17 protein-coding genes are annotated in these 20,712 nt (G+C 58.0%); 7 read left to right on the top strand and 10 right to left on the bottom strand.

What is annotated here, in order from left to right; translation table 11 throughout:
- Window positions 1–307 precede the first annotated feature (307 nt).
- Entirely contained in the window at window positions 308–1,249 is a 942-nt protein-coding gene (locus VVR27_RS05475; protein WP_368547433.1) for a restriction endonuclease, read from the top strand.
- Window positions 1,250–1,586: 337 nt separating this feature from the next.
- Here VVR27_RS05475 and VVR27_RS05470 read toward each other — a convergent pair whose 3' ends face one another.
- Window positions 1,587–2,039 carry a bifunctional precorrin-2 dehydrogenase/sirohydrochlorin ferrochelatase gene (locus tag VVR27_RS05470; RefSeq protein ID WP_368547431.1) on the bottom strand — a complete coding sequence of 151 codons (453 nt, stop codon included), beginning with the start codon at window positions 2,037–2,039 and terminating at the stop codon, window positions 1,587–1,589.
- Between the two features lie 29 nt (window positions 2,040–2,068).
- On the opposite strand from VVR27_RS05470, the gene VVR27_RS05465 reads away from it, so the two are divergent.
- A complete protein-coding gene (locus tag VVR27_RS05465; protein WP_368547454.1) occupies window positions 2,069–2,293 on the top strand; it encodes a 4-oxalocrotonate tautomerase family protein in 225 nt (74 codons plus the stop codon).
- 133 nt (window positions 2,294–2,426) lie between these two features.
- Here the strand turns inward: VVR27_RS05465 and nirD are convergent, their stop codons facing one another.
- Window positions 2,427–2,765 (bottom strand): nitrite reductase small subunit NirD, encoded by a 339-nt coding sequence (gene nirD, locus VVR27_RS05460; RefSeq protein ID WP_368547430.1) that lies wholly within the window; start codon window positions 2,763–2,765, stop codon window positions 2,427–2,429.
- Window positions 2,766–2,904: 139 nt separating this feature from the next.
- Here nirD and nirB point away from each other — a divergent pair, with 139 nt between their 5' ends.
- Window positions 2,905–5,559, top strand: a complete 2,655-nt coding sequence (nirB, locus tag VVR27_RS05455; RefSeq protein ID WP_368547429.1) for a nitrite reductase large subunit NirB — start codon at window positions 2,905–2,907, stop codon at window positions 5,557–5,559.
- 129 nt (window positions 5,560–5,688) lie between these two features.
- Window positions 5,689–6,729 carry a uroporphyrinogen-III C-methyltransferase gene (gene cobA, locus VVR27_RS05450; protein ID WP_368547427.1) on the top strand — a complete coding sequence of 347 codons (1,041 nt, stop codon included), beginning with the start codon at window positions 5,689–5,691 and terminating at the stop codon, window positions 6,727–6,729.
- A gap of 130 nt (window positions 6,730–6,859) precedes the next feature.
- On the opposite strand, the gene VVR27_RS05445 is transcribed toward cobA, so the two are convergent.
- The 5 genes from VVR27_RS05445 to VVR27_RS05425 are packed head-to-tail and all read right to left on the bottom strand — an operon-like array spanning window position 6,860 to window position 12,580.
- On the bottom strand, window positions 6,860–8,593 hold the full coding sequence (locus tag VVR27_RS05445) for a nitrite/sulfite reductase (RefSeq protein WP_368547425.1): 1,734 nt from the start codon (window positions 8,591–8,593) through the stop codon (window positions 6,860–6,862).
- 5 nt (window positions 8,594–8,598) lie between these two features.
- The gene (locus tag VVR27_RS05440; RefSeq protein ID WP_368547423.1) at window positions 8,599–9,546 is read right to left on the bottom strand and encodes a sulfite exporter TauE/SafE family protein; all 948 of its coding nucleotides are present in this window, start codon (window positions 9,544–9,546) and stop codon (window positions 8,599–8,601) included.
- A gap of 25 nt (window positions 9,547–9,571) precedes the next feature.
- Window positions 9,572–10,867 (bottom strand): sulfate adenylyltransferase subunit 1, encoded by a 1,296-nt coding sequence (locus VVR27_RS05435; RefSeq protein ID WP_368547421.1) that lies wholly within the window; start codon window positions 10,865–10,867, stop codon window positions 9,572–9,574.
- Between the two features lies 1 nt (window position 10,868).
- A complete protein-coding gene (gene cysD / locus VVR27_RS05430) occupies window positions 10,869–11,798 on the bottom strand; it encodes a sulfate adenylyltransferase subunit CysD (RefSeq protein ID WP_409349930.1) in 930 nt (309 codons plus the stop codon).
- Window positions 11,780–12,580: a phosphoadenylyl-sulfate reductase gene (locus tag VVR27_RS05425; protein WP_368547417.1), complete on the bottom strand. Its 801-nt coding sequence runs from the start codon at window positions 12,578–12,580 to the stop codon at window positions 11,780–11,782. Before VVR27_RS05425 ends, cysD begins: the two co-directional genes overlap by 19 nt.
- A gap of 263 nt (window positions 12,581–12,843) precedes the next feature.
- Between VVR27_RS05425 and pdxY the strand changes: the two genes are divergently transcribed.
- Complete coding sequence (pdxY, locus tag VVR27_RS05420) at window positions 12,844–13,698, top strand: pyridoxal kinase PdxY (RefSeq protein ID WP_368547415.1); 855 nt, start codon at window positions 12,844–12,846, stop codon at window positions 13,696–13,698.
- On the opposite strand, the gene VVR27_RS05415 is transcribed toward pdxY, so the two are convergent.
- Complete coding sequence (locus tag VVR27_RS05415) at window positions 13,688–14,434, bottom strand: sirohydrochlorin chelatase (protein ID WP_368547413.1); 747 nt, start codon at window positions 14,432–14,434, stop codon at window positions 13,688–13,690. The genes pdxY and VVR27_RS05415 overlap by 11 nt on opposite strands.
- Window positions 14,435–14,709: 275 nt before the next feature.
- Window positions 14,710–15,501 (bottom strand): SDR family oxidoreductase, encoded by a 792-nt coding sequence (locus tag VVR27_RS05410; protein WP_368547411.1) that lies wholly within the window; start codon window positions 15,499–15,501, stop codon window positions 14,710–14,712.
- 101 nt (window positions 15,502–15,602) lie between these two features.
- On the opposite strand from VVR27_RS05410, the gene valS reads away from it, so the two are divergent.
- Together valS and VVR27_RS05400 are read left to right on the top strand one after the other, a co-directional pair.
- Window positions 15,603–18,224, top strand: coding sequence for a valine--tRNA ligase (gene valS, locus VVR27_RS05405; protein WP_368547409.1), 2,622 nt, complete (start codon window positions 15,603–15,605; stop codon window positions 18,222–18,224).
- Window positions 18,225–18,362: 138 nt separating this feature from the next.
- Window positions 18,363–19,808 carry an LssY C-terminal domain-containing protein gene (locus tag VVR27_RS05400; protein WP_368547407.1) on the top strand — a complete coding sequence of 482 codons (1,446 nt, stop codon included), beginning with the start codon at window positions 18,363–18,365 and terminating at the stop codon, window positions 19,806–19,808.
- A gap of 263 nt (window positions 19,809–20,071) precedes the next feature.
- On the opposite strand, the gene VVR27_RS05395 is transcribed toward VVR27_RS05400, so the two are convergent.
- Window positions 20,072–20,695, bottom strand: a complete 624-nt coding sequence (locus VVR27_RS05395) for a DsbA family protein (protein WP_368547405.1) — start codon at window positions 20,693–20,695, stop codon at window positions 20,072–20,074.
- Window positions 20,696–20,712 lie beyond the last annotated feature (17 nt).

Here is a 20,712-nt window from a genome sequence, read left to right as displayed (position 1 = left end):
GTATAACCTGTTCTTCCAGATTGCTCGCCGGTGATAGCCGGGTCTTTGCAACTGTTCCTAGTTTATGACGGTTGAGCGCTAGTGTCTAACGGTCTTTGGTCAAGGCTCCGGGCGTCAGCGAGCAGTGAGGGTAAGTTACACCGGTGTGAGACAAGATATTGTGTAAGTCAGCGTTATGTACCCCTATATAGGGGTCTTTTGCAAGCGAAGAGTGTGACGGAGTGGGCTCAAATTACAATTTTTAGGGTGAGCTTAGAATGTTTCAGAAACCCCACTCGCCTACTGTGAAAACAGTATGATGGGTTACATGCCCGAAATCACTGAACTTACTGTTGTTCCACCCTGGCCTTTCTTCGTTCGCCCTGTACTGGAGGCGCTGGAAAATAATGAACCCAAAGCTCGTCAGGAAATTTTCCAATTCGTTATAAACGCTAGCCCATTTTCACAAGAGGTGCTGGATGCTACTATTTCTTCAGGTCAAACCGTCATAGCTCACCGTCTTGGTTGGACTTTATCTCACCTGGTTAAATCCAGCTGGATTATCAGGTTATCCAAAGGCATCTACCAAATTACCGACGAAGGTAAGATCTGGCTCGCAGCAAACCGAACCACAGACCTAACGTATTCCGATGCCAACAAAATTTTTAAAAGATATTGGCAGCAAAAATCCAACAAGAACATAACCGACACTCCACAGCAGCCCCTATCATCTCATGGTGATCAGACGCCCATAGAGAGCATCGAAAACAGTATCAGTGTGTTGGTCGAGGCCACAAAAGGTGAGCTGCTTTCTCGACTGAGAGCTTCAGACCCAACCTTTTTCGAAAAAGCAGTCATTAAACTGCTTCTTGCCATGGGCTACGGTGGGGCAGAACAACGTGGTAGACAAATTGGCGGTACCGGTGACGGCGGCGTTGATGGCGTTATCGACCAGGACGCCCTAGGCCTTGAAAAAATCTATGTTCAGGCTAAGCGCTACGCAGAGACAGCAAGTGTCGGGAGCGCTACTATCCGCGAGTTTATCGGTGCGCTCGCTATCAAAGGCGTTTCCTCCGGCGTCTTCATCACCACCAGCTCTTTCACTCAGTCAGCCAAAGATACGGCAGCTTCCCCCTCCCACAGCATCGCGCTAATTGATGGGGCTAAGCTCGCGAGCCTGATGATTAAGTACCGGGTTGGGGTTCAAATTAAGCAGATCTACGAGGTCTTTGAACTCGATGAAGATTTTTTTGACGATATAGAACCCTAAAGCCTCAGGGCTGTTTTTACCGTGACACCCAGCAGGCGTTTCCTCCTCCGATTTAAGTGCCATACCTAGTGGACGACCAAAACCTTGACTCCAGAGAGGACAGCTTGACGGGCTGACCACAACTTATGAGCAGTTTGGAGGGGATGCCAAGTACAGGCAGTGCGTAGTCCGGCAGCTTCAAGACGCTCCGCTTATGCCGGGCTTACCACCGCGATAAACTTCGAGACCCTTGCAAACTCGGTTACGGTCAAGCCTAAATCTTCAAGAAGAACCTCACCTGGGGAATAGGGTCACGCCTCATAATATTTTCTCCTCAACCATAGTGAGTTGATGTTGACTAGCTACCCAGTTCACCCCGCACCCACTCAGATGCCTTTTCCTTCAGACGCTTAGCCAGGCGGGGCCGCCCGCCCGCAGAGACCGCCACGGTCACGCCCTCGTGTTCCGTATGAGCCATTGACCAGAACGAGCTGAGAGCCGGCTGCCCGCCTACGGAACACCAGGTTTTCTTTGCCTCGCACACCTCCGCCACTTCAGCCTGCACAGTAGCACTATCCGTCAACGCAAAAACGAGCCAGGCCGCGTCCACATCTTCTGTAGAAAAACCTCTATGCACCCAGGTGAGCTTCCCTGCTTGAGCCAGCTCAAGGAGGCCGTGTGAAAGCTCTGGGGCCACTACAGTCACCAGCGCCCCGGCCTCCACCAGCACCCGGCACCTTCTGGTAGCAACCTGCCCACCTCCCACCACCAGCACCGGGCGATTTTCACAATGCAGAGCAAAAGGTAGCATGGGAAGCCTTCCAATGAAACAATAGGTCTATATCAGTCTACGAAAGGGAGCACACCATGCCCTTGCTTAGGGTCAGCTACGCATCGGTTCAGAACGATGAAAAGAAAGCCGAACTCATTGCAGAGCTCACCAAAACCACAGCCCGAGTGCTGGGCGTCCAGGAAAGCTCAGTCTGGATCATACTGGATGAGGTGCCCCGCGAAAATTGGGGTGCGGCAGGTGCTAGCCTCGCCGAGCGTGACCGCAAGCGCTAAAAACTGCACTTATGTATTAAATGACTATTACGTAAAGGTCAAAGTTAACTTAAGTTTTCTTTCACAGATAATCGCCCCGTTTTACAGTCGGGGCGATTATTTATTATGGATTAAAGTTGATCCAGCAGGCCTTTTATTTACGGATAGTTGATAGGTAAACTTTTCCATCCTCAACCTTGACGGGGTAAACGGGCAAGCTAAAGTCAGCCCCGCTAACACACTCCCCGGTTTCCAGGCTGTAGACCTCTTTGTAGAGAGGTGAAGTGACGGTGCGCTCCCCTGCCTTTTCCCCTGTAATTCCGCGGGCAATAACCAGCGAGCCAGACCTGGGGTCCTGGTGATCAACAGCGAAAACCTGGTCATCGTGCGTGCGGAAAATCGCGTACTGGTGACCATCAATCAGAGCAGCTTCACCCCAGTTGACCTCAAGGTCATCAAATAAACATACTTCGATCCACTGATTAGCTGACATCTTTCCTCCAAACTAACAATTGTTGTTTTATGTGTGATTGAGACTTATTGAGTGGGAATAATGTTATATTAGCATTTGATAAGCAAATATCTGCGGCATCCCCTCTTACTCGCAGATAGCAATTCGTAAAGGTAGCCACATGGTTGATACACAGAACCAAAAGTACGCCCGCAATATCGTCGTAATTGGAGGTGGGCCCGCCGCCTGGAGGTTCGCCAAGGCCTTCATTGAGAAGGACTCCGGCGTCTCCCACCTTACCGTGCTGAATGATGAGCCATACCTCCCCTACGACCGTGTAGCCCTCGAACAGATTTTCATTGACCCACACCGCGATCTCACCCTGGGCGATTCAAATCTATGGACCAGCCCTCACGTCACCCTGGTCAACGGCGTGAGCGCCACCGCCATTGATCGCAAGAACCGCAGCGTCCGCGCAACCGATGGCCGGTCCTACTCTTACGATGAGCTAGTCCTAGCTACCGGCTCCTCAGCCATCAAAATCCCCATCCCTGGCTCCGAATCAGCGCATGTTTTTCGCACCATTGACGGTGTGAAAAACGTCGTCAGCGAAATGGAGCGACTCAGTGAAAAACTGGGACGGACCCCCAAAGCTATCGTGGTTGGCGGCGGTCTGTTGGGCCTTGAAGCAGCTGAGGGTCTCAAGCACCTGGGCGGCGAGCCAACCATTTTGGACGTAGCTCCCTGGCTCCTTTCCATCGAGGTTGATCAGGGCGGCGGCTTCGCCGTCAATGCCGCAATCCGCGAAGCTGGGATTGAGATTGAAACCGGTGCCTTTATTTCATCTATCAACCGTGACGCTAACGGAGAGGTTGTTTCTGTATCAGTTGCAGATGGCATGGGCGATGAAGCAGCTATTCACAACCTGCCCGCTGACATCGTCATGATGGCAGCAGGGATCCGCCCTAATGACCAACTTGCTAGGGATGCCGGGCTCAAGGTCGGCGAGCGCGGTGGCGTACTGGTTACCCCCAACTGTCAGTCGGAGGACCCCACCATCTGGGCTATCGGCGAGGTCGCCTGCATTCTGGGCCGCACCTGGGGTCTGGTGGCACCGGCTAACCAGATGGCTGAGGCAGTGGCAACTAACCTGACCGGGGGCGATGAGTCTCTAACCGACTTTGATATTGCGACCAAGCTGAAGTTCTCCGGTCTTTCTGTGGCTGGTTTCGGCGACCGACGTGGCACTACTCCGGGTTGCCTTGAGATTGTGTATGCCGATCCCGCGCGCGGGATGTACCAGAAGATTGTCACTACCTCGGATGCTAAGACCCTGCTGGGTGGCGTCTTTGTGGGCGATACTGACCCCTACGATTCTTTGAAGCCTCTGCTGGGTCGTGAGTTGCCAGCTGAGCCTAATGCCTATCTCTCAGCTTCCGGTGGGGACGGGGTTCCTGATACCGAGTTGCCTGATGACGCTATCCTGTGTTCCTGCAATAACGTTAGCTTTGGTTCTATTCGTGCAGCTGTAGCAAACGGCGACCAGGATGTGAACTCCATCAAGAAAAGCACCACTGCTGGCACCCAGTGCGGTAACTGTGTCCCCATGATTCAGAAGACCTTGAATCAGACCATGGCCAAGATGGGGCTGGACGTTTCTAATGCCCTCTGTGATCATTTCGAGTTTTCACGTGCTGAACTCTTCCAGGCAGTCCATGCTGTGGCTGAATTGGATGACTTCTATACCGTGCTGGAGCGCTTTGGCAAGGGCGAAGAGGGCTGCGCAATCTGTAAGCCGACGGTTGCCTCCATCCTGGCGTCCACCCGCAAGAGCTACGCTCTGGACGGCGGCCGTGGCACTCTGCAGGACACCAACGACCGAAACCTGGCTAACATGCAGAAGGATGGCACCTACGGTGTGATCCCCCGCATCCCGGGGGGTGAAATCACCCCGCAGAAGCTGGCGGTTATCGCTGAGGTTGCCGGCGACTTTGGTCTCTACACCAAGATTAATGGTGCCCAGCGTATCGGTATGTACGGTGCACGCTTGGAACAGCTCCCCGAGATTTGGAAGCGTTTGGTGGAGGCCGGGTTTGAGTCTGGCCAGGCCTACGGTAAATCACTGCGTAACGTCAAGAGCTGTATCGGTAGCGCCTGGTGCCGCTTTGGCATGCTGGATTCGGTGCAGATGGCTATCGATACCGAGAACCGCTATAAGGGTCTGCGTTCACCCCACAAGTTCAAGATGGGTGTTTCGGGTTGTAACCGTGAATGTGCTGAGGCTCAGGGCAAGGACGTTGGGGTAATTGCCACCGCTAATGGCTGGAACCTCTACTTCGCAGGTAACGGTGGTGCGACTCCCGCGCACGGCCGTCTCTTCGCTAAGGACCTGGATCAAGAGACTGCTTACACCTACATTGACCGTTACCTGATGTATTACATCCGCACCGCTGATAAGCTGCAGCGCACTGCCCGTTGGGCTGAGGACCTAGACGAGAAGTTCGGGGATGCCATCGGTCACCTGCGCGAGGTAATTATCGACGACAAGCTGGGCCTCTGTGAGCAGCTGGATGCCGACATGCAGTACCACATTGACCACTATGAGGACGAGTGGGCCGCGACTTTGCGTGATGAGAAGCGTTTGCGCCGTTTTAGGGCTTTTGTCAATGAACCGGAAGCCAATTCGGCAGGTGACCGCATGTATGTGCTGGAACGCAATCAGATTCGCCCGGCAACCGAGGCAGAAATAGCTGCGGCTGATGGCGATCTTGAGGGTGAGGACGCCGGTGAGAAGGTTCTGATTGCCGGAGCTAGACTGCCGGTGCATGCAGGCTAGATAGTACCCGTGTGACCTCGTGTGACACGGCGGTTACAGGCCGGTTCATGCGAGGTCATGCAAGTGGGTGAAGTCGCCTACCCCGTGTGAGGATGAAGGGTAGCGAGTTTTCTAGCGAGAGGAAGAAGAGTGTTCGCTGATCTTGATGTAGCCAGTGCCGCTGTGCTGCTCTGCGGAGCTTCAGAGCGGGTGCGCCAGGTTGCGCCTAAGTATCAGGCCGCTGCTCAAGTAACGAGTGTCTACTCCCCTGACTTACTTGCCTCTGCTATAGAAGGTATTTCCCCCTCTGTGGTCGTCATCTGTGCCGAGCAGCCCAATGAGATTGCTAGCTGGCGTCAGGCGGTGAAAACCGCGCGGAACAGCAGGGGCCTGCACGCAGTACTTCTTGTGGATAGCGAACCTGCGCCCCAGCAAGTCGGCAGAGTCTACCTCATAGGAGCAGGACCAGGTGATCCCGGGCTCATGACCCGCCATGCCCTTGAGGCCCTCAGCCGGGCGGACGTCGTCCTCCTTGACCACCTGGCCCCACACCAGGATCTGCCCCGTTGGGCACCCAAAGCGGAAATTATCGATGTGGGAAAGACTCCCGGCAAGCACCGGGTACCCCAACGCGACATTGACCAGCTCATGGTCGAGTATGCCCAAGCCGGGCGCACCGTAGCCCGCCTCAAGGGGGGTGACCCCTACGTCTTTGGCAGGGGTGCTGAAGAACTGTATGTCTGTGAGCAGGCTGGTATACCGGTAACGGTGTATTCAGGAGTTACGTCGTCGATTGCCCTCCCCGCCCTTGCCGGAGTTCCCATCACCTTACGCGGTGTCTCCCACATGTTCACGGTGGTGTCTGGCCATGCCCCCCTGAGCGGCTCAGAGCTGGACCAATTAGCAGGCCTGCTCAAGGACGGCGGCACAGTCTCCTTGCTCATGGGCGTGAAGTCCCTACCCCACACCGTTGCCGGTTTGCGCGAGCGCGGGGTGCCGGCATCCTTACCCATGATTGCTGTGCAGGACGGTTTCCGCCCCCAGCAGCGCGAGATATACGCAACCCTGGATGACTGTCTTGAAACCCTGGCCGATGTGAAGCCACCTGCCGTGATTACCCTGGGTGAGGTGTGCGCGGTTGCCGGGCCCCGCCGCGATGAGGTGATGGCTCGGGCCTTCGAGACCCACTAGGGTTACAGGTATTGGCTCTCTCTGGTGCGGGTCGATAGGGCTCGCAGAGAGTCACCTAAATTTCGACGCGTCCGCCGGTTTTCTACTTCTAAGGAGTGAGAAAACCGGCGGACGCGTCGAAAGACTAGCCCTAGACTAGCTGTTGCTCGTCCGCCTCCATTGCCCAGCGGGCAAAGCTTAGGGACGCGTCCGCGCGTTCAGCCAGGTAGGCGCGAATCAGGCGCTCAAGGTAGTCTTCAAGCAGGTCAGCTTCAACTTTAAGCCCGCGTACAGTACGCCCAAGGGTGCCGGCTGCATCATTCTGGTAGTCGGCCAGCCCCCCACCGAGGTGGACCTGGAAGCCGGGTACTTGGCGTCCGTCCTCGGTAGTAATTATCTGGCCTTTGAGCCCAATATCTGCGGTCTGAATACGCGCGCAAGAGTTGGGGCAGCCGTTGATGTGCAGGGTCAGGCGCTCCGGGAGCTGGTCAGCAACATCGGCTAGGCGCTCTTCGAGGTTATCAATCACCCGCGCTGCGGTGGACTTTGTTGCCACAATCGCCAGCTTGCAGTATTCGATACCGGTGCAGGCGATGGTTGAGCGGCGGAAGACGGACGGACGCGCGTAAAAACCCAGTTTCTCAGCTTCGGCGATGAAGGGCTCAACATCATCTTTTTCGATGTCGAGCACGACCAGCTTCTGATAGGGGGTGGTGCTCAGGCGGGTGGAGCCGTACTTTTCCACCAGGTGGGCCAGGTCAATGAGCTGGCTGCCGCTAATGCGCCCCACGGTGGGGGTCAGACCGATGTAGAACTTGCCGTCCTTCTGAGCGTGCACGCCAACATGATCACCGGTCACGGTGGGGGTCTTGGGGGCGGGGCCGTCGGGCAGAGCGTAACCCAGGTACTCTTCTTCTAGTACCTGGCGGAACTTTTCAACGCCCCAGTCGGCGAGTAGGAACTTCAGGCGGGCCTTATTGCGCAGGCGGCGGTAGCCGTAGTCGCGGAAGATGGAGATGACGCCCTTCCAGACCTCAACAGCCTGGTCCTGGGTGACGAAGACACCGAGGCGTTCGGCCAGCTTGGGGTTAGTGGATAGGCCCCCACCCACCCACAGGTCATAACCGACACCCAGGTCGGGGTGGGTCACACCTACGAAAGCAATATCGTTGATTTCGTGAACGACGTCCTGGCTGGGGTGGCCGGTGAAGCAGGTTTTGAACTTGCGCGGCAGGTTCGAGAAGGCAGGGTCGCCGATGTACTTTTCTTTGATGTCATGGATGACCGGGGTAGGGTCAATCAGTTCGTCAGCCGCGATACCGGCTAAGGGCGAGCCCAGAATGACGCGGCTAACGTCACCGCAGGCCTCGGTGGTATCAAGATTCACCTCAGCCAGGCGGCGCCAGATTTCGGGCACATCTTCTACCTGCACCCAGTGCAGCTGCACGTTTTGGCGGTCGGTCACATCGGCGGTATCACGGGCGAAATCTCGGGAGATTTCCCCGATCACGCGGGTCTGCTCGGTGGTGAGCTGACCCGAGTCGATTCGCACGCGCAGCATGAAGTACTTATCTTCAAGCTCTTCTGGGCTCAGCGTGGCGGTGCGTCCGCCGTCAATCCCCTGCTTACGCTGGGTGTAGAGTCCCCACCAGCGGAAGCGCCCGTGTAGATCATCTGAGTCGATGGCATCGAAGCCATCTTTGGAGTAGGTATCGATGATACGCTCGCGCACGTGCAAGCCGTCGTCGGCCAGCTTGAATTCTTCATTGGCATTGAGCGGGGTCGTGCCGTCAATTTTCCACTGACCGTTGGGCTTCTTAGAGACGGGTTTGCGACGAGCCGGGGCTGCGGCCTGATCAGGACGGGCGGTGAGGGTTTTTGCCATGGGTTCTAGTCTTTCGTGCGTGTGGTGCTGGTAGCAAGAGTGTGAATTGAGGGAGGAACGGTTTCCTGATAGCCGGTGGGTCGGCGCGGCGTCAGCTGGCGGCTTCGTAGTACCCCGCGGATGCTGAGGACCAGCCCGGTTAGGGCAGTTGCCAGAATCAGTGGCAGGCTATAGGGCGCCAGAGCCGGGACAAGGCCGATGAGGTAGGGCAGGTGGGTTACGACGAGGCAGGTGCCCACAAAGCCCCCGAGTGCGGTGGGGTTGATGCGGGTGACCAGCCAGGCAGCAAACGGGGCAGCGAGGACGCCACCGGCTAGCAGAGCGAGGACGGGCAGGAGGTGTTCGGTCAGTTCCTGCCACATGCCCAGGACAAAGCCTAGGCTAGCTGCTAGGGTGACCAGGAATTCAGCCGTATTAACGGTACCCACTATTCGGCGGGGTTCTGTTTTGCCGATGCTCATCAGGGTGGAGCTGGTGACCGGTCCCCAGCCGCCGCCACCGGCGGCGTCCACAAACCCTCCGAAGAGCCCTAGGATGCTGAGGGTTCGGGGGGTGGCGGGGGCGCCGGTGCCCCGGGCGGTGCGCCGTCCGGTTGAAAAGCGGAGGACCAGGTTGATGCCGATGAGAGTCAGAATAGTTGCCATGACCGGCTTGGCGGCGGCTAGGGAGAGGGTGGAGAGCAGGGTGGCTCCGACAAAGGCGCCTACCGCCCCGGGCAGGCCCAGGCGAAGTACAACCTTCCAGTCGATGTTATTGAACCGCCAGTGACTTACACCCGATGCGAGGGTGGTGCCGAGTTCTGCCACATGAACAACTGCGGACGCGCTGGCCGGGTTCATCGCGGCAAGGGCAAGGAGCAAGGTGGTTGAGGTGGCACCGAACCCCATGCCGAGGCTGCCGTCGACCAGTTGGGCAAGCAGACCGCCTAGGGCGATGAGAAGTAGTTTGTTCATGGTGGTATTTGTTCTGTGAGGGGCTCTAGCGGACGAGCCCTGCGGCGAGGGTGGTGCCGTCTGCCTGATTGATGAGCAAAAGGGAGCCTACCAGGCCACGCCCGCTGTAGGGTTCGGTGGGTAGGTCCTCTGCCAGTTGCAGGGTGACGGTGGCAATGTCATTCAGTTCGATCGCTTCACCCGGGTGTTCATGGTTGGTGTCGATATCGAGTAGGGATTCAATGGAGGTCAATCGAGCGCGCACCAGGGAGGTGCCGTAGCGGAGTTTTACCTTGGCGCCGGGGCGTAGCGGGGTGTCGGCCAGTCCTACCAGGGTGGCGGTGAGCTCTCGGTTGCCCTCGGGGCGGTCGGCTCCTGCGATGAGGTCGCCGCGGGATAGGTCAATATCGTCTTCCAGGCGCACCACGATGGAATCTCCGGTGGTGGCAGTAGCGGCTTCACCGTCTGCGGTGTCGATATGGGTAACGGTGCTGGTGCGCCCCTGCCCCAGGTGCACGGTATCCCCCACGGCCAGGTGCCCGGCGGCAATACGGCCAGCGTAGCCCCGGTAGTCAGTGCCCTGGGGGCGGATGACGTACTGAATGGGCAGGCGCAGACCCAGCTCAGACGTAGCGTCGGTGACCTCCACGGTTTCTAGGTAACCAAGCACGGTGGGGCCGGTGTACCAGGGGGTATTGGTGGATGGTTCCACCACGTTATCCCCCTTCAGCGCGCTAATGGGGATGACGGTGACCTCGGCAACCCCCTTCTCCTGCGCTAGAGCCGTAAATTCCTCGCGAATCTGCTCAAAGGTGCCCTGGGAGTAATCCACCAGGTCAATCTTGTTGACCGCCAGAACTACTTGGCGCACGCCCAGCAGGGCTGCGACCGTCAGGTGGCGGCGGGTCTGGGTCACCACGCCGTGGCGGGCATCGACGAGCAACACTACGACCTGGGAGGTTGAAACACCCGTAACGGTATTGCGGGTGTACTGCACATGGCCTGGAGTATCAGCCAGAATGAAGGTGCGCTCGGCGGTTGAGAAATAGCGGTAGGCCACGTCAATAGTGATGCCCTGCTCACGCTCGGCGCGCAGACCATCAACCAGTAGTGATAGGTCAAGGCCATCGTGGCCGCGCTCACGGCTGGTGCGCTCGACTGCTGAGAGCTGATCGGCCAGCACACTCTTGGTGTCGTGCAGTAGGCGGCCCACGAAGGTTGATTTGCCGTCGTCGACACTACCGGCGGTGCACAGGCGCAGGGTCTGACGAGTTGCGAGCTGGGCGGACGCCGGTGCCCCGGGTGCCGCCTCGCTGTCGGTGGGGTGGGTGAGCAGAGTCATTTTAGAAGTAACCTTCCTTTTTGCGGTCTTCCATGGCTGATTCGCTGAGGCGGTCGTCCGCGCGGGTTTCGCCGCGTTCGGTCAGAGTTGAGGTAGAGATTTCGGTGATGATGTCCTGTACCGTGCTGGCTTCAGACAGGACCGCACCGGTGCAGCTCATATCACCGACGGTGCGGTAGCGTACCCGGCGAGTTCCAATGGGTTCGCCCTTGCTGGGCCCACCCCACTCCCCCGCGGTCAGCCACATGCCATCACGGTTGAAAACTTCGCGCTCGTGGGAGAAGTAGATAGGGGGAAGCTCGATAGCGCGGGCACCGATGTATTCCCAGATATCGGCTTCGGTCCAGTTGGAGATGGGGAATACACGGATGTTCTCGCCGGGCAGGTGCCCGCCGTTGTAGAGGTTCCACAGCTCGGGGCGTTGGCGGCGGGGGTCCCAGCCGCCGAAGGCATCGCGCACCGAGAAGATTCGCTCTTTAGCGCGGGCTCGTTCCTCATCGCGGCGAGCGCCACCAAGAACCGCGTCATAAGCTTGCTCCTCGATGGTTTCAACCAGGGGCACGGTTTGCAGGGGGTTACGGGTGCCGTCGGGTCGCTCCTGAAGTTCCCCCCGGTCAATCCAGTCCTGGACCTTGGCAACGCGCAGGCGGGCGCCGGTGCGCTCCACCAGGCGGTCGCGGAAGTCGATGACTTCAGGGAAGTTGTGGCCGGTATCCACGTGGAGTAGTTCAAAGGGCACGGGTGCAGGTGCGAAGGCGCGGCGGGCTAGTTCGTAGACAACTACGGAGTCTTTGCCGCCAGAGAAGAGCAGGGCGACCTTATCGAATTGCCCGGCTACTTCGCGCAGGATGTGGATTGACTCGTTTTCTAGGTCTTTGAGGTGAGGTGAAAGGGTTCCTGCTGTTGTGGTGCTCATGTGTGTAGTCCGCATTCTGTCTTGGTGAACCCTGCCCAGCGTCCGCTGCGGGGGTCTTGGCCAGCTTCTACCTTGGCGGTGCAGGGGGCACAGCCGATGGAGGGGTAGCCTGCCTTGGTCAGTGGGTGAACGATGAGGTTCTTGTCTTCGATGTACTGGTCGGTGTCTTCCAGGCTCCAGGTGACCAGGGGCGAAATTTTCAGTCTGCCGTTGGGGTCAATGTCCAGGGCCGGGGTGGTGGCGCGAAGCGGTGAATCTGCCCGGCGTAGGCCGGTGATCCAGCCGGTGTAGGGGGCCATGGACACGGCTAGGGGCTCCACCTTACGCATGCGGCAGCAGGCGGCGGGGTCGGCATTATAGAGGTTGATACCGTAGCGTGCATCCTGCTGGCCGACGGTGAGCAGGGGCTTAGCCCTGACCAGGTTTTGGGGGTAGCGTTGCTCTACCTGCTGAGCTACGTCCAGGGTCTCGGGAAAGTGATACCCGGTATCGAGGAAAAGAAAGTCTGAGTCAGGGAGGTAACGGCTGGCTAGTTCAGCCAGCACCGTGTTTTCCATGGAGAGGGTTACCACCAGCTTGCCCGCCACGTGTTCGTGGGCCCAGGTCAGGATTTCTTCGGCGCTCGCATCGTAGAGGGCATCCGCATAGCGATCCACGAGTTCCCGGTTGGCCTCTTTCTCTGCGTTTGAGAGCTGGGCGGGCTCGGCCGTTCCTTCTGGGCTGATCGCCGGATTTTCCAGCGGTGTGGCCGGTGAACCAAGACCAAAGTTTTTAAAGCTCACGGATGAGGGTTCCATAGTGTTCCTTTCATAACAGTTCTTAAGGTCGAATTGTTTGAAAGTCTAGGCTTATGGGGGCGGGGTGGTCGATTTATTTCGGGGGCTAAGTCACGGGGCGACATTTTTACGTCACAGGTCTTCACAGGGGGTAATTTTTACGCTCTAAAGTTTGCGTCAGAACCTGAGAGCCAACTACTGTGCGCCACTGACGGCAGACTTATCTGTCATCTCATGAAACGGGTGTACCGCAGATAGACCCGGGGCGTGCCACAATGGTGTTTATGCGTATTTTGTCTATTCAGTCCGCTGTTGCCTACGGCCACGTAGGTAATTCAGCCGCAGTCTTCCCGCTCCAGCGCCTTGGCCACGAGGTCATGCCCGTCAATACCGTCTTGTTCTCAAATCACACCGGCTACGGTGCTTGGCGAGGCCCGCTGATTTCGGGTGACGACGTCCGTGAGATTGTCACCGGCATCGAAGAGCGGGGCGGCCTAGCCGACACCGCCCTGGTGATTTCTGGCTACCAGGGTGGCTCATCCATCGGCGATGCCATTCTCGATGCCGTTGCTCAGGCCCGCGCAGCCAACCCTAACGTCCTCTACTCCTGCGACCCGGTGCTGGGCAACGCAACCAGCGGCTGCTTCGTTTCCACCGAGGTGCAGGAGCTCATCCGTGACCGCGTAATCCAGCACGCCGACATCATCACCCCCAATCAGTTTGAGCTGGGCTTTGTAGCCGGCACCGACCCTAAGACCCTAGATGAGGTCCTTGAGTCTGTGGCCGCAGTCCAGAAGGTTGGCCCCCAGACAGTGCTGGTCACCAGCGTTAACACCCCCGAAACCCCCGACGACTCCATTCAGATGCTGGCCGTTTCAGGCGATGAGGCCTGGCTAGTCACCACTCCCCGCTTGCCCATGAAGGCTAACGGCTCGGGAGATGTTACCCAGGCCCTCTTTGCCTCTCACTTCGCAGCGGGCAAGAGCCTGAAGGAAGCACTGGAACTCACCACCGCCAGCGTCTACGAATTGCTGAAAAACACCCTAGCCTCGGGCCAGCGTGAACTGCAGCTGATTGAGTCCCAGCAGGCCTACGTTGAACCTGCTGAGACCTTTGAGGCGGTAGCGGTTAAGCGCTAAGAGCAGCTAGGGCTTCGTTAGACCGCTCCAGGGCAACCGAAGCGATCACCGCAGCAGAGGCGGCCTCACCGGGTAACACGAGCGGCTCGGCGACGACCGCCTTTTCTGTGCGCTGATAAGCCTTGGTGAGTTTGTTGTGGAAGTAGCCGCGGGCCAGCAGGTAGGTTGAGATGTATTCGGCCTGGTTACTCTCCCACGCCTGTTCGATAGTGGGTTCGATATCGGCGACAAAGCCGTAGGGCACCCGCCGGCTGAGCAGGGTGCTGAATACTTCTGCTTGGTAGAGCACGGCTTCACGGCCGTCTGCCCGGGAGGAACCGGCTGCCGCCATGGCGATATCGTCGTAGCCGTCCCAGCCCGCTTCTTCTAGCCGCTGACGCTGCAGTTTGGCAAGGGCTGCTGAGGGGCCCAGGGCGCGTGCAATTGCGGTAGTCAAGTGGCTGGCGCCGGCAGCTGCCTGCCTCATATCGTGTTCGGTGTGGTAGCCCGGTGAGAGTAGCAGGGGCACAAGGACGGCGGTCGCCCCGGACGGTAACCCCTGCAATACCTGCGGCAGGGAGGGTTCTTGCACATCAACATAGGCTTCGTGCACAGTGTAGGTTCCCGGAGCCTGAGCCTCGACCAGGGCAGTGAGCTGCTCACGGATGAGATTGACGGCTTGACGACCCTGGGGGTTATCGGTTCCGTGGGAGGCGGCGACCAGGTGAATCATGAGGCTCCAGTCTTCTATTGACACAGCACAGTGGGTGGGGCTGACCCCACCCACTGTACAGGACAATCAACAGCAGGAGAGATACACCCCCACCCGTCATATATCGTGATTAATTCTCCACAACGGGAGCGAAGATGACCGTCTCTAACCCTTCCATCACTTGCTCCACGGTGCGAGCCTGGATATCTAAACCCTAGCTCCTGGGTTTTTACCCTACCCTCGATAGAACTGTTTTCAAGACATCCGACTAATCCGCCTCATACGGCAGCCCCCACTCGCACTTAACGCTTCTGGCAGATTTATTCTGCCCGGCGAATCACTTTGTACTGAGCCGCCTGGGCCACCGGCCGCATGGTGATGTGGTCCAGGTTGATATGGTGGGGAACGTTCACGGCGAAGGTGACAGTCTGGGCGACATCCTCAGCCAGCAGGGGCTTCTCCACGCCAACGTAGACCTTAGCTGCGGCATCTTCGGATCCCAGGCGGTTACGCGAGAACTCTTCGGTGTGCACCATGCCGGGGCGTACCTCAATTACACGCACGTTATGTTCAGCTTCTTCCAGGCGCAGGGTTTCGGTCAGGGCCCGCTCACCAAACTTGGCCGCGTTGTAGCCCGCTCCCCCTTCGTAGCCGGCTTCAGCCGCGGTTGAGGTCAGGTTGAGCACGGTGCCCTGGCCATTCTCGCGCAGGGCGGGCAAAAAAGCCTTGACCATATTGAGGGTGCCAATCACGTTAAGCTCGAACATGGCCGACCAGCCAGCAGGGTTGGCATTCGCCACAGAGTCAGCCCCAATAGCACCGCCAGAGATATTAACGAGAGCATCGAGACGGCCCCCGGTCTCGCCCAGAATCTCCTGGGAGCGGGCCGTGACCGCGTCCGCGTCTGTAATATCGAGGACGATCGGATGCACCGAAGTGCGTGAGGCCAGCTCCTCGAGGCGATCAGCGCGGCGGGCTACAGCATAAACCGTCCAGCCGGTAGCAGTCATCAGCTCTGCGGTGGCACGACCGATTCCAGAAGAGGCACCGGTCACCACAGCAACCTTACCGGTATGAGCATCGGGGGCAAAAGGGTTAGCAGGCAGGGTCATATGAACTCCTCACGGTAGGTAATCTCTGAGCTCTATCCTACTGCTCACAGAAGCCCTCTGCCCGGGTGCATGCTGGAGCCAGACATGAGAGAATGGACAGCATGGCTGAAATCAACCAGGGCACAGACACGCCCGCAGAAATCAATGTCCCCGCTAAGCCCGGCCTCGAAGGCCTTGAAGCAAAGTTCACTCAGAACTGGGCTGAGCACAACACCTACGCGTTTGACGAGAACACCACCCGCGATCAGGTCTACTCGATTGACACCCCGCCGCCCACGGCGTCCGGCTCACTGCACGTTGGTCACATGTTCTCCTACACCCAGACCGATGTGATAGCCCGCTACCAGCGCATGAAGGGCAAGAACGTCTTTTACCCCCTGGGTTGGGACGATAACGGTCTGCCGACCGAACGCCGCGTTCAGAACTACTACGGCGTACTCTGCGACCCCGCGATCCCTTATGACCCCGATTTCACAGCGCCCGAAAAGCCCGCCAAGAACCAGCGCGACTGGCCCCGCATCTCCCGCCAGAACTTCATCGAACTCTGTGAAATTCTAGCGGTTGAAGACGAAAAGGTCTTCGAAGAACTCTTCACCACCCTGGGTCTGTCCGTTGATTGGTCGCACACCTACCGCACCATCGATGCACACTCCCGCAAGGTCTCTCAGCTGGCCTTTCTCAACGACCTAGCGAGCGGCGATGCCTACATGGCAGAAGCCCCCACCATGTGGGATGTCACCTTCCGCACCGCGGTTGCTCAGGCAGAGCTAGAAGATAAAGAACGCCCCGGTGCCTACCACCGCATCTCCTTCCACCGCGAGAACGGCGAGAAGGTCTGGATTGAGACCACTCGCCCCGAGCTACTACCCTCCTGCGTTGCCCTGGTCGCCCACCCCGATGACGAACGCTACAAGCCTCTCTTCGGCACCAAGGTCACCTCTCCCCTCTTCGGTGTTGAGGTCGAAATCAAGGCACACCCCCTAGCCCAGCCTGACAAGGGTGCCGGTATCGCCATGATTTGTACCTTCGGCGATACCACCGACGTCACCTGGTGGCGCGAACTGCAATTGGACACCCGCGCCCTGATTGGCCGCGACGGCCGCTTCTCATCCGAGACTCCGGAGTGGATCACCAGCCCAGAGGGACGCGAGCGCTACGGGCGTATGGCTGGCGCTACCGTCTTCACCGCTCAGAAGACCGTTGTTGAGATGTTGGTCGAAGCCGGTGAAATGGACGGCGATCCCAAGCCCATCACCCACCCGGTCAAGTTCTACGAAAAAGGTGATAAGCCCCTCGAAATCGTGGCCTCCCGTCAGTGGTACATCCGCAACGGTGGCCGTGATGCCGAGCGCCGCGATGCTCTGGTAGAGCGCGGACGCGAAATGACCTGGCACCCTGCCTTCATGCGCTCCCGCTACGAGAACTGGGTTGAGGGTCTGAACGGGGACTGGCTCATTTCCCGTCAGCGCTTCTTCGGGGTGCCCTTCCCCATCTGGTACGCACTGGATGCTGAGGGCGAGCCCAACTACGACGCTCCCATCCTGCCCACCGAGGACATGCTCCCAGTTGACCCGGCTTCTCAGGTTGCCCCCGGTTTCACCGAGGATCAGCGTGGTGTGCCCGGAGGCTTCATTGCTGACCCCGACGTCCTGGACACCTGGGCAACCTCCTCCCTGACCCCTCAGATTGCTACTGGCTGGGCCGTGAACGAGAAGCTGCATGAAGTCACCTTCCCCATGGACCTGCGTCCTCAGGGTCACGACATCATCCGCACCTGGCTCTTCTCGACCGTGGTTCGCTCCAACTCCTTGGAGAACACCGTTCCCTGGACCAACACCGCCCTGTCGGGGTGGATCCTGGACCCGGACCGCAAGAAGATGTCAAAGTCTAAGGGCAACGTGGTGGTCCCCAACGACGTCCTCGAAAAGTACGGTTCGGACGCGGTGCGCTACTGGGCAGCTTCCGCAAAGCTGGGCGCCGATACCGCCTATGACGAAGCGCAGATGAAGATTGGCCGCCGCCTGGCGATCAAGCTGCTTAACGCTTCCAAGTTTGTTCTGGGTCTGGGTGCTACCGCTGATTCAGTGCTGACCAGCCCCGAGCAGTCCACCACGGTCATCAACGAGCTGGACCTATCTCTGCTGGCACGCCTCAACACCCTAGTTGAGAGCGCCACCGAAGCCTTTGAGAACTACGAGTACGCCCGTGCTCTGCAAATCTCAGAGACCTTCTTCTGGCACTTTACCGATGACTTCGTAGAACTTATTAAGGATCGCGCTTACGGCAACGTGGGTGAAGACCAGCAGACCTCAGTTTTGGCGGCTCTTGCAACGACCCTCGATGCTATGCTGCGTCTCTTCGCTCCCTTCCTGCCCTTCGTCACCGACGAGATTTGGAGCTGGTGGCGTGCTGACTCCGTGCACCGTGCACCCTGGCCCACCACCGAAGGCTATGCAGCACTGGTAGCAGATGCTGATGCCGAGGTGCTTCCCACCGTTGCAACCGCCCTAAGCGGGCTGCGCAAGGCAAAGAGCGAGGCCCAGGTCAAACAGCGCACCGAGGTTGAGAGCGCTGTCATCACCGCTTCTGCCGCTGACGTTACCCGACTGACCGCAGGTTTGAACGACCTCAAGGCTGCCGGCAATGCCCGCGCCATCACCCTAGTGGAGGGTAACGGCGAGCTGACTGTCTCTGACGTTGTTCTGGTAGAAGACGCCGAGTAGGCGCAACTCAACCCCCACTCTAAGCGTCCCGGTTACCTCACGAAGGTAACCGGGGCGCCTTTTATAGGAGTACTCCCATCTTCTGCCCCGGTAGAATGGGTACACCCTAACTATCAAGCTCAACCGTTAAGGACTAGCGTGCCCACCACTCGGCGTCCCTTCGATTCTGGCTACCCCGTCTACCGTGGTGGGAATGACAGCAATCCCAGCAATCTTCTGCACCCCTTCACACAGGCAGATCGCCGGGTTGATGGAAGCTGGCTGGATCATTTCTTCTTTATCTTCGCTGGGCTTGCCTCTGCATGGCTCGTCATCGTGGCCCTGGTGGACGCGGTGCAACACAGCTGGTGGGGAATCCTCCTGGCTCTTGTTTTCTGGGGTATCGCCGCTTACATGACGTTGCCACGGCTGCACAGAATCCTCACCACCCTTTATGTGCCCAGTTACTTTATTGGCCGCACCCGCACTAACGACGGTCTCTTGGGGGACCCCGTCAATCTGGCTTTTCAGGGGGAGTCAGTGGATATTCACCGTGCCATGAAAAATGCCGGCTGGCACAAAGCGGAACCGGTTACCTTGGCTTCTTCCTGGCGAATCATTATCAGAACCATCCGCCGCCTCCCCTACCCTACGGCACCGGTTTCACCACTTTTCCTCTTCAACCGCAAAGAGGATTTCGCCTACCAGCAAGAAGTTGACGGCTCTCCCAGCAAACGCCATCACATTAGGTTCTGGAAGACTCCGGCAGATTGGAAGTTGCCCGGTGGTGCTGAGGTTGACTGGCTAGCTGCCGCTACCTACGACCGGTCCGTCGGTCTCTCCCTCTTCACTTTCCAAATTACTCACAAGATTGATGCTGATACCGATAAAGAACGCGACTATGTGGTCGATACAGTGCGTTATTGCCATCCCTCAAGCACCACGCTTGATATCATCAAGGATTTCTCGACTGGTTACCACTCACGCAACGGCGGCGGAGATAACATCATCACCGATGGTCACTTGCCCATTCTAGATGTGCACGATGTTGTTGAAGAGGCTATGGAAATTCACGATCACCACGAAGAGTCCCGCTACTCTTACCACCGCACACCCTGGCAACTCGCGGAGCAAGCACCGCTCAGTGTCTGGGCCGCTGCGGCTTGTGTGGGCGTCTTAGCGCTGATTCAGCTGGGCTTGGGTCTGCTGCACCTGCCTGATTACACTGCGTCGTCCCTTAACCTACTGGGCGACAGAGATGTTGCCCTCGCTGATTTCACCGACCAATATGCCGGTATCACTCTCATTGGTGCGCTGGTGACCCTCGCACTGGTTCAGGTAATTCTCTCAGCCGCTGTGATTCGGGGGCGGCGTCGTGCCCGCAAGGTTCTCTTAGCCTTGCTGAGCGTTTCTTTCGTCATAAATGCCATTACCGTTTTCACCGGCCAGGCTTCTGTCAGTACGCTCTACGCCGTCTACGTTCTGATGGCGGTCCATGTCTTTGCGCTCATTGAGTTCACCGACGACGGAGCGGTCAACTACACGCACAACGCCACTGAAACCCGGCGTGGCCGACGCCAGCAGAAAGGCAACAGCAGTAGCTAGCAGCCTGATGCGGAGTAACCCGCAATATCAGCTGTCCATGCCTGAATAACTAGCTGCTCAAGTATTTCACGGTCAACTGTATCGAGATTGGTGATATATACGCAGGAAGCCCTGAGCCGGTGGCTGCCCAGAGCTCCTGCGAGTTCTTCAAGGTTGGGTGCAGACGGTTAGCCCGTAGAGAGTGAGGGCAGCACCCATCAGCTGATCTGGCGCTTGAGCTTGCGTCATGCTGTTTGAATCATGCGAAACAGCCACAGAAACTTCTACTTCTGGTTAAAAATGGGGCCAACGTTTCGAGGGCGCTTTATTTCGTAGAAACCGGGGTACCCAGCCAGAGTGACAGCTGCATCAAAAACTTTGCCAGCTTCTTCACCCGTAGGCGCCGGGCTCATGACAGGTCCAAAGAAAGTTACCCCATTGATGCTCATCAAGGGGACGCCGATATCGTCGCCACCGGCAGCATCCAGCCCCTGACGTGTTGAGGCGCGCATCTGCTCGTCGTATTCTTCGGTGAAGGCAACCTGGCTTAGCTCTGCTGGAAGACCGACAGCTGCTAAAGCAGCGTCAATAGCCTTATCAAAGTAGGTGCCTTCCTCGTTCTTCTGGTGATGAATTTGCTCGCCCAGTGCAGTGTATAGTTCGTCCAACTTTTCTTGGCCGTACCGCTCCGCCACGGCGGTTGATACACGTGCTGGGCCCCAAGTGTTATCAACGTGCTTGCGGTAGCCGGGGTCAAGATCTCTGCCCTCATTAAGAACAGCGAGTGAGAAGGGGTGCCACGTCACCGAAATATCACGGAGCTTCTCCACATCCTTAATCCAGCGGCTGGTCATCCAGCACCAGGGGCAGGTGGGATCAAACCAAAAATCAACAGTATTCTGAGCCATAATTTCTTCTTTCATGC

This window comes from Rothia sp. LK2492, assembly GCF_040946345.1.
GTDB lineage: Bacteria > Actinomycetota > Actinomycetes > Actinomycetales > Micrococcaceae > Rothia > Rothia endophytica.
Note: the sequence above shows the minus strand (reverse complement) of the source record. Positions and strands in the feature narration are given on the sequence as shown.